The 14,499-nt window shown below is 55.3% G+C and carries 12 protein-coding genes, 1 tRNA gene and 1 pseudogene; 4 read left to right on the forward strand and 10 right to left on the reverse strand.

Annotated features, from left to right (window positions below):
* Positions 1-236 (reverse strand): annotated as a pseudogene (locus tag ABJK56_RS00655) (glucuronyl hydrolase); the annotation flags it as partial.
* A gap of 197 nt (positions 237-433) precedes the next feature.
* Here ABJK56_RS00655 and ABJK56_RS00660 point away from each other — a divergent pair.
* Positions 434-2,341 (forward strand): alpha-L-arabinofuranosidase C-terminal domain-containing protein, encoded by a 1,908-nt coding sequence (locus ABJK56_RS00660; protein WP_347242740.1) that lies wholly within the window; start codon positions 434-436, stop codon positions 2,339-2,341.
* Positions 2,342-2,472: 131 nt separating this feature from the next.
* Here ABJK56_RS00660 and ABJK56_RS00665 read toward each other — a convergent pair whose 3' ends face one another.
* The 3 genes from ABJK56_RS00665 to ABJK56_RS00675 all read right to left on the reverse strand — a co-directional run bounded on the left by ABJK56_RS00665 (position 2,473) and on the right by ABJK56_RS00675 (position 5,251).
* Entirely contained in the window at positions 2,473-3,462 is a 990-nt protein-coding gene (locus ABJK56_RS00665; protein WP_347242741.1) for an ATP-dependent 6-phosphofructokinase, read from the reverse strand.
* 53 nt (positions 3,463-3,515) lie between these two features.
* Positions 3,516-4,475 (reverse strand): carbohydrate kinase family protein, encoded by a 960-nt coding sequence (locus ABJK56_RS00670; protein ID WP_347242742.1) that lies wholly within the window; start codon positions 4,473-4,475, stop codon positions 3,516-3,518.
* 125 nt (positions 4,476-4,600) lie between these two features.
* Complete coding sequence (locus ABJK56_RS00675; RefSeq protein WP_347242743.1) at positions 4,601-5,251, reverse strand: phosphopantothenoylcysteine decarboxylase; 651 nt, start codon at positions 5,249-5,251, stop codon at positions 4,601-4,603.
* Between the two features lie 440 nt (positions 5,252-5,691).
* Here ABJK56_RS00675 and ABJK56_RS00680 point away from each other — a divergent pair, with 440 nt between their 5' ends.
* Positions 5,692-5,955, forward strand: a complete 264-nt coding sequence (locus tag ABJK56_RS00680; RefSeq protein WP_347242744.1) for a hypothetical protein — start codon at positions 5,692-5,694, stop codon at positions 5,953-5,955.
* Between the two features lie 72 nt (positions 5,956-6,027).
* Here the strand turns inward: ABJK56_RS00680 and ABJK56_RS00685 are convergent, their stop codons facing one another.
* The 5 genes from ABJK56_RS00685 to ABJK56_RS00705 form a co-directional block, all read right to left on the reverse strand.
* Complete coding sequence (locus ABJK56_RS00685) at positions 6,028-6,603, reverse strand: hypothetical protein (protein ID WP_347242745.1); 576 nt, start codon at positions 6,601-6,603, stop codon at positions 6,028-6,030.
* A 324-nt stretch (positions 6,604-6,927) separates the two neighbouring features.
* The gene (locus ABJK56_RS00690) at positions 6,928-7,965 is read right to left on the reverse strand and encodes a hypothetical protein (protein ID WP_347242746.1); all 1,038 of its coding nucleotides are present in this window, start codon (positions 7,963-7,965) and stop codon (positions 6,928-6,930) included.
* Between the two features lie 105 nt (positions 7,966-8,070).
* Positions 8,071-9,453, reverse strand: a complete 1,383-nt coding sequence (locus ABJK56_RS00695) for an NAD(P)(+) transhydrogenase (Re/Si-specific) subunit beta (protein ID WP_347242747.1) — start codon at positions 9,451-9,453, stop codon at positions 8,071-8,073.
* 131 nt (positions 9,454-9,584) lie between these two features.
* Positions 9,585-9,929 (reverse strand): NAD(P) transhydrogenase subunit alpha, encoded by a 345-nt coding sequence (locus ABJK56_RS00700; protein WP_347242748.1) that lies wholly within the window; start codon positions 9,927-9,929, stop codon positions 9,585-9,587.
* Between the two features lie 216 nt (positions 9,930-10,145).
* Entirely contained in the window at positions 10,146-11,330 is a 1,185-nt protein-coding gene (locus ABJK56_RS00705) for a Re/Si-specific NAD(P)(+) transhydrogenase subunit alpha (RefSeq protein ID WP_347242749.1), read from the reverse strand.
* Between the two features lie 631 nt (positions 11,331-11,961).
* Here ABJK56_RS00705 and ABJK56_RS00710 point away from each other — a divergent pair.
* A complete protein-coding gene (locus ABJK56_RS00710; RefSeq protein ID WP_347242750.1) occupies positions 11,962-13,206 on the forward strand; it encodes a hypothetical protein in 1,245 nt (414 codons plus the stop codon).
* 87 nt (positions 13,207-13,293) lie between these two features.
* Here ABJK56_RS00710 and ABJK56_RS00715 read toward each other — a convergent pair whose 3' ends face one another.
* The gene (locus ABJK56_RS00715; protein WP_347242751.1) at positions 13,294-13,914 is read right to left on the reverse strand and encodes a methyltransferase domain-containing protein; all 621 of its coding nucleotides are present in this window, start codon (positions 13,912-13,914) and stop codon (positions 13,294-13,296) included.
* Between the two features lie 263 nt (positions 13,915-14,177).
* Here ABJK56_RS00715 and ABJK56_RS00720 point away from each other — a divergent pair.
* Positions 14,178-14,249, forward strand: a tRNA-Gly gene (locus ABJK56_RS00720).
* The last annotated feature ends 250 nt before the right edge of the window (positions 14,250-14,499 follow it).

The following is a 14,499-nucleotide window of genomic DNA, read 5'->3' on the forward strand; positions in this document are numbered from 1 at the left end:
TGCGTTGCCAGTTCCCACCAATTGGGTTCCCGCGTCCGAAGGTAGAACTGCCACATCATTCCGGCCAGAAAGCCGCCTGTCCAGTCGGTCCACAGTTCGCCTTGGTGGTACCATCGACCGTTAACCGTATAGATGGGGAAGAAGTCGGGATGTTTTTCAACGAGCGCTGCGACCTGTTTCTCGGCGAACTGAAGCGCTTGCTCGAACTTATTGATTTCTTCTGGCTTGAGCGTCATCGGATCTCCTCCCGCTCCATTATCTCACGCGTTCAGGCAGCCCATTATACAGGAATGTCGGCGTGCTCACACCAGGGCCGTTTTATAAGTGTAGGGCGGATTGTTGCGAGGAGAGCAAGCCGCTATACTGGGCAATAATTCTGCAAAGAGAGGGAGAATTGCGAGTGATTCGACAGGTTCTCAAGGAGATGCAGCTCATGACTCGTACCACAGCCCACCGTTGCACTATGATCTGTCTGCTTGCCGCGATGGTCGGTGTCGGTCTTTTTATGACCCCGGGAAGCGGACAGGGAGAAGAGGCGCGGGTGACCATTGATGCGTCGCAAACGGCTCCTCCCATTTCCAAATACATTTACGGACAGTTCATCGAACACCTCGGCCGCTGCATTTACGGCGGAATCTGGGCGGAAATGCTTGTTGACAGAAAATTCTTCTATCCCGTCGGCAGCAAAGAATCTCCCTGGACGGTCATCGGGCCGGAGGGCAGCGTGACAATGGATCGGAATCAGCCCTTTGTGGGCGTCCATTCCCCACGGGTCACACTGAAAGGCGATGGCAGCGTGGTGGGTATTGCTCATGCTGGTTTAGGCGTTGTCGCGGACAAAGAGTACGCCGGGTACATCTGGCTGAAAGGAGATCCGGGAGCGGCTCCCGTCATGGTGCGACTCGTCTGGGGAGACAACCCTGGCGATGCAGGGGAGACCGAGATCGCTGATGTTGGATCAGAATATCGCAAAGTAACTTTTCGCTTTCGAGCCGCTCAATCTACCGATAATGCCCGACTGGAAATTGTGTCTAAAGGCAATGGCCACTTCTATGTGGGAACGGTTTCCCTTATGCCGGCCGATAATATTCACGGCATGCGGGCGGACACGATTGCGTTACTCAAGGAGCTGGATTCTCCCATCTACCGCTGGCCAGGTGGTAACTTCGTCAGCGGTTACGACTGGCGGGATGGAATCGGTGATCGTGATAAGCGTCCGCCCCGCAAAAATCCTGCGTGGCAGGGAATCGACTCTAACGATTTCGGAATCGATGAATTCATGACCTTCTGCCGAATTGTGAATACCGAACCGCTGGTGGTGGTGAACACGGGACTTGGCGATGTGGAAATGGCTCTGCAGGAGCTGGAATACGCCAATGGCTCTGTTGAGACGAGGATGGGACAGCTTCGTGCAAGCAACGGGCACCGCGAGCCCTATCGCGTGAAATACTGGGGTATCGGGAACGAAATGTATGGAAACTGGCAACTCGGCCATATGCCTTTGGAAGAATATGTCAAAAAGCATAATGAGTTTGTCGCTGCGATGCGAAAGCTCGACCCCACGATTGTGGTGATCGCGGTGGGTAACGTAGGGCCCTGGACTGAGGGAATGTTCCGCCATTGTGCGGATTTTTTTGACCTGATGAGTGAACATTTTTACGTGGGGGCAAAAAAAGATCTCCTCGAGCACGTTGAACAAGCAGCGCGTCGTGTTCGGGAAATTGCCGATGCCCATCGGCGTTACCGGAAGGAAATTTTGGGTGGCAAGGCCATTCCTGTGGCCCTCGACGAATGGAACTACTGGTACGGCGAGCATCTTTACGGGGAATTGGGAACACGCTATTTTCTCCGCGATGGCCTTGGAGTGGCCAAGGCTCTCAATGAGTACGCCCGCAATACAGATGTCTATTTCATGGCCAATTATGCCCAAACCGTGAATGTGATCGGAGCCATCAAGACGACGAAAACGGCCGCCAGCTTTGAAACTACCGGGCTTGTGCTGGCCTTGTATCGTAAACATTTCGGACAAATCCCGGTTGCCACCACGTGTTCCAACTCCGTCCTGGACGTACAGGCCACTCTCACTGAGGCAAAGGACGCTCTGGTCCTTGCGGTAGTCAATCCAACGGCGGAGCGGCAGCACCTCATGTTGCAACCCAGTGGGGTAAAGCTGGTGGCACCCGGACGCGCATGGGAAATCGCCGGGGATGATCCGATGCTGTTCAACGAGCCGGGGAAGCCGCCTCGAGTGAGCATTGTGGAAAGAGAGGCTCCCCATTCGGAAAAGGTTGAGGTAGCCCCCTACAGCGTGACGCTCATCCGGTTTGCCACCGCAGGCTGAAAGCCACACGGGTCACCGGTGAGCATTCAGTCGACGTGGCAAATGGGGTGAGCTTGACATGCTCCGGCGCACGCGCATAAGTCGACCTTGGGCTTCAACAGTCTTTTCTAGGACAACGGTAGCCGCTGCCTTTAGGAGGCAAGAGTCTCCAAAAGAGTGACCAGGTCCTGAGGAACCGGCTTGTGCGCGGAGTAAGTTTCTTCAAACGGGACGAGAACAAGTTCACCCTGCCGTTCACCCGCCATACAGCCGGTCTTTCCCGCCAGGATTGATCGAACAGCGAAATCGCCCAGTCGAGCTGCCAAAATCCGGTCCTGTGGGACGGGGCTGCCTCCGCGCTGCAAGTGACCGAGAGCCAGCACGCGGGTTTCGAATGGACATCCATTTTCACAGAGGGCCTTTTGAAGAGCGGCGGCGCCGCCTCGTTCGTCACCCTCGGCCACGATCATCATCACGGAAGTTTTACCACGGGCTTTCAACTCGTGGAGTTGGCGGATGATCTCGCTTATGTCGGTGGAAGTTTCAGGGATGCACGCAATCTCTGCGGATGCGGCAATCGCCGTGTACAGGGCAATGTACCCACTGTGTCGGCCCATCACCTCTACAAGGAACATTCTCTCGTGTGCGTCAGCCGTATCCCGCAGCTTGTCAACCGCATCGACGGCTGTGTGCACCGCTGTGGCAAACCCGATCGTGTAATCTGTGCCCAGGAGGTCATTGTCAATCGTTCCGGGGCACCCAATGATCTGTCCGTCCCAATATTTGGCGAGGGCCACGGCCCCGTGAAACGTCCCGTCGCCCCCAATGGGGATGAGAGCGTCAATCTTGTGCTTCCGCAAAATCTCCGCCGCTCTTTTCTGTCCTGGCTGTGTATAGAATTCCTCGCAGCGACTGGTGTGGAGAATGGTTCCCCCGCGCCTGCCGATATCGGAAACGCTGCGTAGCGACATGCGTGGCTCGCCCTGCTCGTTGAGGAAGAATTCTTCCCGCAAAAGGCCGGAATAGCCGCGGAGTATCCCAATCACCTCGTGCCCGGCGGAAATTCCCGCGCGCACGACCGCTCGTACACACGCGTTCATCCCAGGTGCGTCGCCCCCACTACAAAGAACTGCGATCCGCATGGTCTCCTCCCACAGGTTTTTGGGCCAAGAACCGGTGTTCCGTTGCAAGTGGATCAAATCGACGTGATTTCCAATTGATGACTTGCCAGAAACGCCTCCGCCTCGGTGCGATTGAAGACACCTTCGGTGGTCCCGATCGCCCGCACACAACTGGCTCCCAGGGCACTCCCCCAGCGTACGCAGCCTTCGGGAGACTCCCCGAGAAGCAACCCCATGATAAATCCCGCGTCAAAGGCGTCACCTGCGCCGGCTCCCCCAACAAAGGTTGTCGGGTACACCCCAGCTCGGAAGGCCCCACGTTCTCCCACGAAAAGACAGCCTTTTTCGCCCAATGTGATGACGACATTCCGCGCTCCCATCTCGCGGAAGAGCCGGGCCTGCTCAAGGGGATCGGAGACACCCAGAATGATCTCGCTTTCGTCATCGTTAGGCATAAAATAATCCACGTGGGGAAGGACTTTTCGCAAAATCGGTTGAAAGTCTTTACGCTCCATAAGGACAACATCGAGGACAACCGTTACTCCTCGTTGGCGGGCAGTTGCCAGGAGATTGGCAAAGTCGTCGGTTTCCACGCCCGGCATCATCAAATAGCCGCCGATGTAGAGAATCTGCGCTCCTTCCAACCAAACGGCTGGGATGTCATCGGTACGAAAGACGACGTTCGCTCCCGGGGTGCTGATGAAGCGTCGGTCTTCCCCTTCCACGTTGACAATCATAGTAGCCGCCGTACCAAATTGCGGTACAGCGCGGATTCCGGCAGTGTCCACACCGGATCTTTTGAGCGATTCCTGAATAAACTGTCCGAAGAAATCCTCCCCCACACATCCTGCCACGCCCACTGGGATATCCAATTTTCTCAGATCGACAGCCACGTTTGCCGCGCAGCCCCCAAGTCCGAGCTGAATCCGAGATGTTGGAACGAGCTCACCGGCTTTCGGAAGCCGCTCAATTGGTTCGCAGGCAATGTCAGCAAAAAGGATACCGGCCGATATGACCTGAAGGGACTGCGACATGTCGCTTCCTCCTGTATTTGTTTGCTGACTCAGCGGCTAAAAGAGAGCATCTCAAGTCTTTCTCGTCACACTGGTCCGGTGCCGTCAGCACCGAGTTGAGCTTAACTCAGGAACTTGGTTTGAATTTAATCACTCCGGATGTTGCCGGACAATTTCCAAAACCTTTGCTCGATCAATTCCCGCAGGCGATACGCAATATCTGTTTTCGTCCCAGTCCATTCGGCAAGACATATGCCCTGAGGATCCAGAACCTCTACGGACGACCAATCTGCCCCGATCGCCGAGGGCCGGTTGACGACCATCAAATCGCACCGCTTTTTTCGAATTTTTTCCAGAGCGTGCTGTCTTGCATCGTGCGTCTCCAGAGCAAAACCGACGATCCATTGATGCTGTTTCATCATGCCCAGGTTGGCCAAAATGTCGGGTGTTTCTACGAGTCGGAGTGTCAACGGCGAACCTGATTTAAGAATCTTGTGAGATGCCACCTGCTCGGGACGAAAGTCGCAAGGCGCTGCGGCGCCAATTACGCCGTCGCATTCTGGAAAAACGGACTGGCAGGCCTTCAGCATTTCCTCCGTGGTTATTACTGATATGAGCTCCACCTGCCGAGGATAATCGACGGCCACCGGGCCTGACACCACGATGACGCGGTGACCACCGGTGCAGAATGCCTCGGCCAGCGCCGAGCCCATCCGTCCTGAAGACGCATTGGACAGGAATCGCACCGGATCTAGGAATTCACGCGTAGGCCCTGATGTGATGAGCACTGTGGCCATGTTTCAACCCGCAAAGGTTCGCAAATTTGTCTGCTCCATCGCAGCGCCTCGCTGAAAATCCTTAACTGGCAGCTTCGTTGGCCGGGAACCTCAGCGAAGCTTGACAACAACCTCGCAAGGTGCGGTAGCACTCAGGACGTAGGATCCTCGATATTGCGAAATGTTTCCGCATGAGCACAAATCACAGACGCTTTAGATATTGGGCAGTGCCGATCTGGTTGTGGATTTGCGTCTTGTCACGGAGGTCAATATAACGTTGCAAGTTTATCGGACAATGTGTGGTTTTTCCAGTTGCCCTACCTTCACAGTTTTTCGCTCTTGATGGAAAGACATCTTTCTGTCATACTCTGTCGCCTTCTCACACTCCCGGAGTCTCAAATGAGCAATTGTTGACCGGTCGGAAGTACTCAGGAAGACTTATTAAGCTGGAGCGAGCATCCATGACCAACAGGTTGCCGCGTCGTGGCCAAAAAGTTGTCAATGCTTTATTTTTGCTGATGAGTTTTGTGATCCTCGCTGGGTGCTCGTCAGTGTCGCCGCCGGAGCAATTTGCCCCTGCTTCGGACTTGTCTCAGCTTGCTCGTCAGGTTCGCCCTGCCGACCCAAACCGTGAACCGTTCACGTTCAGCAATGAGGCGCGAGCCATCGAAGAGGACCTCGGGGTAGGAAGAAAAACCCATGCTTCTGTGCCGGATGCGGAATAAAAACGGCCCCTCGAACAGGGAGGGGCACTCAATGGGATGTTCATTCCTGGGAACGGGGAATCCTTCGAAGGATCAGTAGTTACTGCCCGCTCCTCCCTCCACATTTCCCACCATATGCAAGTGGTCGTGGTCGATGTAGACAACTTCGACGGCTTCCCGATTTTGCGTGGTATAGGGAATCGGCCAGCCGACCTTGACTGTCTCCGTGAAATAAATGGTGCACTTCCAATGGACGTGGTGCAACTGGGCTGGGCCAATCAACGGATAAACTCGCGGTGGGTCAATCGAATCGGTGATGAGTTCCTTGACAATTCGAACATCTCCCCGCTGGACTTCGTGAAGAAGGGGCAAACCACCTTCGACACCCCGTGCCTTCTCTAAGGCCCGGATCACTTCATCGTCGGAAGGTTCGTCAAGCGCTGCATGGGGAGCGCCTTCAACCAAGGGTGGAAGGATTGGCATTTTCTTATACCGCTCTTCCTCCCAGGCTTTGTCCTCAAACTTCTTCTGAAAATACGGGGAAACCGGAATTGGATAATTGAGAACTCCCCAATCGATGGGGCTCATTGCGGTTCCACAGCCTGTGAGGAACAGCAATCCGCCGCCCAGGAGTCCCCACAATCGCAGTCTTCGAAGTCCTCGCGCCATGTACCGCTCCTCGCCTAGCGATTGTCACCGTTTCCGTTCTGCTTCGGTTGTCATGCTCTTTTACGTCCGCAGGCCGGTCGCTCGACCACCAGGGGCCTGTCCCTTAAGGCCCGGTGCTGCTTGGATGCTTGGAAAACCGGCTACATCATTTATCGTGAGAATCTACTCCGAACTTGCAGGATTTTCCCGAGACGAGGGAGAAAAGGATGGTAGCGGTCATTCCTGACTCCCCCAACCTGATGCTGCGGAGATGAGCAGGACTTGTGGGATATTCTTCCAACCCCTCGAGGATGTAAAAAGAGAAGCGCGACGAGGAAGAGAAATTTACTTTTTGGAAAGATTCGCGTTGCTAAACTGCGTAATCAATTCAAGAGCGGCTTTTTCCTCGGCGTCCAGTTGGGCAAATAAAGGGCCATCCCTCAAATCAAACGAGCGACGCGGCCGTCCATCTCGAGCGGCTCGGTTGTCTCCGTTATGAAAACACCAGCCCGCCGCTCCTCCTCGGAAGGCGCCTTCCAGATCGGTGAGAAAGTCCTTTGCTGTTGGTTGCCACGATTCTTTAAAATCCCGACGAAATGGTTCCTGATAATGGACCGGCACAACTTTTCCTATCTTTTTCAGATTTTCTAGATATTCACGCGTTTTTGCCTCCGTTTCCTGGGCCGATCTTGCGCTCCGGGGTCGGTGGGGACTGATAAAATCCAGACCGACTTGCACAACATACTCAATTAACGTGTCGCGAGAGATGTCGCCCGCATGCGACGCAGTCACCAGGCGACCTGGATCGAGGGTACGAACCTCACGCCGGAGTACGACCAAATCCTCAATGGGAGTGAAACGGGAGTCCTGGATGTTACGTTCGTTTGCGAGGTCGAGGTACCAGTTTTTGTAGTCCTTGAGGTGATTGACCAAACAACGAACCGCCCGTAAATGAGATTCGAGAGATTGGAGACGCCTGGGTCCGGTCACTCCATTACCCCGGGAGAGCGTGATGTCCACGATCATCCCATGGGCGTCGCACCAGCTCACGATTTCGCGAAGCTTGAGCATCCCCTGTTCCCAGGGGTTACCTTCTGCGTCCACGGCATAGGCTTTTTGATCAAAGGCTGCCCAGTTTGCCCAAATTCGGATCCAATTGAAGCCGAGCCCTTTCATTTGCTTGAGATCTTGAAGCCAGACTTCCCGCGGGGCACCGAGCGCTCCGTAGTAACTGATACCCAGAAGAAACGTGGGTTTCCCGTCGATGGTGAATCGGGACCTTTCAATTCCCAGGAGCGTGTGATCCTGGGAATACGCCCGGCTTTGCGCGGTCGAAATTGCGAAAATCGAGATCAATAGCCATGCGACAAGCCTGCGATACATGGTGAGCCTCCGCCGACCCGGGGTTCCGCCAATCAATGTGCAGCCAAATCGATTGGCAAGTCAGACGCTCCCATAATGACCTGCCCCCGATTTGCAGGTATTGTGTCAACTTTCTTTGATGGCGGCAACCAGGTCGAGCACCGCACGCTTGCCATCCGCAAAGAACATCAGTGTGTTGGGGGCGGCAAACAGAGGATTGGGAATGTTTGCGAAGCCCGGACTGAGACTCCGCTTGATCACCACGACGGTCTTCGCTTTATCCACTTCGATAATCGGCATGCCTGCGATGGGGCTTTTGGGATTGGTCCTGGCAAGGGGATTGACGACGTCGTTGGCTCCCAGGACGATGGCCACATCGGTTTCGTTCAGGATGGCGTTGATCTCGTCCAATTCTTTGAGCTTGTCGTAAGGTATTTCGGCTTCTGCCAGCAAAACGTTCATGTGGCCAGGCATGCGGCCTGCCACCGGATGAATACCGAACAGAACCTCGATCCCCCGCGATTCGAGCAAATGATAGAGGTCCCGGACCGCGTGCTGAGCTTGAGCCACGGCCATCCCATAGCCAGGAACGATGACGACACGGCGGGCCGTATCAAAGAGCATGGCGATTTCTTCGGCGGTGGCAGATTTTACAGTGCGATAGACTTCGTCCGCCTTGGCGGCTTGTCCACCCTCCTGAAGTACCCCGAAGAGGACATTGAACATCGAACGGTTCATCGCCTTGCACATAATATTGGTCAGGATGATGCCAGAGGCCCCCACGAGCGAACCCGAGATGATCAGCACAGCGTTTCCCAAGACAAATCCCGTCGCCGCCGCTGCCAGTCCACTGTAGGAGTTCAAAAGGGCGATGACGACGGGCATGTCGGCTCCGCCAATGGGGTTTACCAGCGTTAAGCCCAGCACCGAGGAAAAAGCGACGACCAACCAGTACCATCCTGTAGAGGACGGATTGAGTACCCCCAACACACTCGCTGCGAGAGCCACAAGACCCAACACCGCGTTAATCGGCTGAAGAAGTGGATATCGAATTGGCTCCCGAAACGCCTTGTACTCTTCCAGTTTCGCAAAAGCCAACAAGCTGCCCCAAAAGGTTACAGCGCCAATGATCGCCGAGGCAAACGTGGCAATGGCCACGTCGCTGAGGGGCGGCGGAGGAGTCCGAATCAGCTCAGCGCTCGCCACCAAAACCGAAGCCGCGCCACCGAACCCGTTGAGAAGGGCCACCATTTGGGGCATGGCGGTCATGCGAACCCTAAGCGCCAGTACTGCTCCGATGACACCCCCAACGATCAGCCCCAAAATAATCCAGTGATATTCGATAATTGAGCTGTGAAAGAGCGTCGCGAGGATAGCGATGAGCATCCCCAGCGCCCCTGTTAGATTTCCGCGAACTGCGGTTCGGGGATGCGTTAGGCCTTTGATGCCCAGGATAAATAGGACAGACGCTAGGAGATAGGCCAGAACAATCACACTCTCGGGAATCACGTCCGTCGCACCTTTCTTTCAATCTGTCTTTTACTCTGTCCGAGATTGTGGCTGAAATCGAATACGCTGTATTATTCAAGGTTGACTTTGCTAGCGCAGCCGGCGTGGACGTACACCCGCGGGCTTCGGGATCATGATTTGCGTTTGAACATGTGCAGCATTCGATCCGTGACCAGAAACCCGCCCACCACGTTGATCGTTGCCAAGATGACTGCCAGGGTTCCCATAATAGTGGCGAGCGTCGAATGACCAGCCCCGGCCGCAATAATGGCCCCCACAATGGTGATGCCAGAAATCGCATTTGATCCCGACATCAACGGCGTGTGAAGGGTTGGCGGGACCTTTGTGATAATTTCGAACCCAACAAAGATAGCCAGAACGAAGATGGTGAGCGCCAGCACGAAAGGCAGCTCGGAATGAGTTCGCCCTGCTGTTTGTTCCACGATTTCATTGGCTAAAAGAAACAATGTTTCCATAACAACACCCTTTTGCCAATCGCCTGACTCTCTAACTCGCAGCTCACGGAAGCATCGCCCTTCAGGGAACACACTCGCGATTTATTTTCTCCCGCCTACTTCATCAGGATCGAATTAAATCTCCAGGTTTTACTCGCCCAGATTCCAATTCATCAGTCAAAGTTGCAAAGCTCCGTTAGCCACGCGGAGCTGAGCTCGCTCGGAGTCCGAAGTGTTTCATTGCGACGGCTGTCCGGAATTTTCCCTTAATATTCCATGGACCACCTCTCCACCGCGGGCAACCAGAGTATCCCGGATGATTTCGTCTTCGGAATCGAGGGCGATTTGACCGTTCTTGCACACGTAGAGGAAAAACGTCGTAATGTTCTTGGAATACATCTGGCTGGCATGGTGGGGAATATCCGCCGGAATATTGACCGGCCCGAGAATGGTGACACCGTGCTCCACGACAGTTTCTCCCGGCCGGGTCAGTTCACAATTCCCACCCCGCTCAGCCGCCAGGTCCACAATGACAGAACCGGGTTGCATTCCTGCTACCATCTCACGCGTGATCAGCACAGGAGCCCGCTTACCAGGCACAGAGGCCGTCGTGATCACAACGTCGCTCTGGGCCACCACCTGGGCCATCAATTCGCGTTGACGCCGGTATACCTCTTCTCCGAGCTCTTTTGCATAGCCGCGCTGATCTTCGGCTGCCTGAGTGGGCAGCTCCAGTTCCACGAACTTGGCGCCAAGGCTTTGGACTTGTTCTTTAACAGCAGGTCGAACGTCATACGCGGAGACCGCGGCACCAAGCCGTTTCGCCGTAGCAATCGCTTGAAGCCCCGCCACCCCTGCTCCAACCACGAATACCTTGGCGGGTGTCAATGTGCCAGCCGCTGTCATGAGCATCGGAAAAATCTTGGGAAGCGTCAGCGCGGCGAGAAGCACGGCCCGATATCCGGCGAGAGTGGCCATGGATGAGAGAATGTCCATGCTTTGAGCCCGTGTGATGCGCGGGAGAAGCTCCAGCGCGAAGATTGTGGCTCCTTTTTCCACCCACGGCTGCAAATCGGCCTTCTTGGCCAGTGGATCCCAGGAACCAATAAGAATCTGTCCAGGACGGATCCCCGCCAGTATTTCCTCTCGCACGTCAGCCGGGATGTCCCACCGGACCCCGAGCAGCACCTCGGCCTGGAGGACCTCTGCAAAAGATGCAATCGTGGCACCTCTGGAGGAATATTCGCTGTCAGAGAAGCCGGCTCGTTCTCCCGCTCCGCTTTCGATACGCACGGAATGACCCGCTTGAATTAGGCTAGCCACATTCGCGGGAACAACGGCGACCCTCTTCTCGCCAGGAAACCGCTCTCGCAATACGCCGATGATCATAGCTTCTGGAAACACGCTAAAGGGAGCCGACATTTTGACAGGAAAGAATGACCATTATACACGAAAGAACTAGGCGGTAAATCAGGGCGGAACGCTCTAACCGAGCCTGTCTGGGAACGCCTTCGGCTGTGCTTCGGGGCTCATCACGCGGGCTAAAGTGGAGCCGGCACACTTCGACAACGACCGAAATCTGGGTGACGGGGTCTTTCTCCTAATCGATATCACCGGGACCTGCTCACCAAATCCGGCAACATTTTCGTTCGGTGGAAGGCGCGTGACCTCGCAATGTCCCGGTTCCAGGGGCCGAACTCGGAAAGGCCCGTTTACAGGCTTTCAGGAAGTTCAAATTTTTGGGCTTGAGCGACCTCCACAAAAAAGGTAGATAAAGAGGCGTGACTGGCACGAATCGCGGCCAATTTTTTCCCAAAATGGCTTGAGTTTCCGATTGGGAAACTTAGGAAAGATAAAGAGGCTGTGGCGGTTGTTCCTTAAGTGACGCATTTTCTGACTAAATCAGCCGATGCAGACTTAGGGGTAATGCCGCTCCATGAGGGAGGTCGCATCCTGGGCGACCACAATTTTGGGACGACGTGGACTTGTTTCCTCGCTCAAGAGGTTTTCCTACTGGCTGGATTTCTCAAAATTTCCCACGGAGGGGAATACCATGGCCCTAGCGGCAAGACGAAGTCTGGTAGGCGTCCTCGTTGTTTGTCTGTCTGTGGTAGGCGGATGTTCCGCCAATAAAACGGGGTCCCAGTGGTCGCTCGCCACGATCAACCCGTTCAAGAAAACCCAATCTGCCGAGCCGTATCCCCAAAAGCCGTCGGCATTTGCCACGCCAAGTGCTGTGCCTGGGGGCAAGCAAGGTGCAAGCCTTGCCAGTACATCGCCGCAGGGCGGACCTCTCTATCCGAGCACAACTCCACGCGTGTATTCTGACGCGGCGAGTGGCCAAAACGCTGCGAATTCTTCAACTGTGCGGCAGGCTTCCGGGGATTTGTATAACAATCCTGTGCAAAATTCCTCACCATATCCCCCGGTGAATCCGTACGATCCCAACGCGTTTGCACGCAATCAGAATCAAATGGTCCAAGCTCAGCCGGTCGGCACGGCTATCGCGTCCGATAGCGATCCCAGTTCAATAGGGGAAGCTGCAAGCGCGTATCCGGCTCCCCAAAGCCCGGCGGGAACATCGGCAGGGGCACGCACAGGGTTCGCGGTGCCAGCTTCCGGTTCGTCCGTTCCGGCGTACGGTGGGGGCCTGCCTGTGAGCTACGACGCGATACCTTCTTCCGGAAGGCCAGGCAGTTACACTGGTCCTGCACTCCCGCAGGCATCGGTCGCAGGTGGGCGCGATACCTCCGCCGTACCTTCGGCAAGTTCAAGCTCCGCTTTGCCAAGCAACACGGCGACGGCCCAGACCGATTGGAGCCAACTCGTAGGCGATCGCTACGCGCAGATGTACCGGCAATCCGCGCAAATCGCAAGCCCAGGTGCGGGCTTCTCGGGCGGCGGGGTCAGCAGTTCGGTAGGTGGCACTAGCTACGTCCCTGGCGACACAGGCTACGTGCCCGGACAAATTCCTAATCCGCCGGGCAACACGTCCTACCAGCCGGGCCGGACCGGGTACCAGCCGCCAGGCGTTCCACCCTATACGCCGCCGTACGCTATTCAGAACAATGCCGTCACGGGAGCGTCGGCCGAAACAAGCGGTTCGGGTTCTACTTCACGCACCTCCGGTGAGTACCGACCGGGCAGCACAAAGACGTATATCCCACGTAGCGTACCTGCGTCAACGAGCAATAGCACTTCATCCACTCTCGAGACGGCGAACCCTCAAGGTGCAAGTGTGGCGAGGACCGCACCCGTCAGTCCTGGAGATTCAGACGGAGCATCATTCCGCCTCTAAAAAGTGGGAACGATTCATCTGTCTCTCTACGGCACCCAAGGCCAGGTCTCGGCTTTGTGGATCCCGGCTAGCGTCCGCGGGAACCTGTCAGTTTTTCTCCTTTTTGAGCGGTGTCGTCCACAAGTAGATTGTGTGTTCTCGCTGGCCTTTGGGTTTGAAGTGGATTACCTTGTCGGGAATCACCCCATCCATATCGAAGTCATGCGAGACGATCCGGCTTCCGGGTTTAAGCTTTTCCAATTGCGGGATCAATTTCACGTTCAATTGCGGAAGCAGATAGAGGGTCACCACCGTCGCCTCACTTAGATCGAGGGTAAAAATATCCTTCTGCTCGATGCGCACAAGATCTTCGACGCCGTTTTTGCGGACGTTTTCGCGGGCTTCTTTGATCCGTTCGGGGTCAATATCAAATCCTACCGCTTTAACGCCGTATTTTTTAGCTGCCATGACCACGATACGGCCATCACCACAGCCGAGGTCATAGACCACGTCCCCCTTTTTCACCTGGGCTACTTCCAACATCTTTTCCACAACTTCATAGGGCGTGGGGACGTAGATAACGTCGGGAGTGCGAATGAACTTTGGTTCTTCTGCCTGGGCGGGAGTTGTCTGACCAGACTTCTCTGCCGTGGCTGCTTCAAAAGCGAGCCCCGCGGGAGCGATTGCCAACAAAGATGCTACGAGCAACAGAATCCACCGCCTTTTCATAAAAAACCTCCTTCTAAGCTAGACGTAATAACGGGACATCAAACCTCACGGAGCGACTCGGCCCCACAACCGACGATAGCTTAGTCCCCACTCATGATGAAGTAAAGTGGCCGTTGTTAGGAATATCCTCGAGCTGACTTTCGGGGCGAAACCGGATCCCTGAGCTCTCATCTGTGTTTGATCTCGATTTAGGACCGCGCAAAAAATTGTGGGAGTTGACACGGGGAAAGCTGACGGATAAATTGATAAACGAAAATGCAAATGCGGGAGTAGCTCAGGGGTAGAGCGCTAGCTTCCCAAGCTGGGGGTCGCGGGTTCGAATCCCGTCTCCCGCTCTTGCACTTTTCTGTAGTTCGTCACGCGCATCGGCTTGTATGCCAAACGGTGCATTTTCCTCACAGTGAGATTTCTTTCCGCTCACCGTACGGCTAGCCAGTCCCGACCTGGGATGCGTTGAACCCCACGCTCGGCTTTCTCGCCAATTTGCCTGCGAAAGTGCGTAGCTCACGCGTGAGATCGCGTGGAGTAGCCCCTCATGGGTGGAGGGACTGAATCATCTTGCGGAAGGCCTCCGCGTTTGTTGTC

The sequence above is a fragment of the Thermogutta sp. genome, assembly GCF_039793925.1.
In the GTDB taxonomy this organism is placed as follows: Bacteria; Planctomycetota; Planctomycetia; order Pirellulales; family Thermoguttaceae; genus Thermogutta.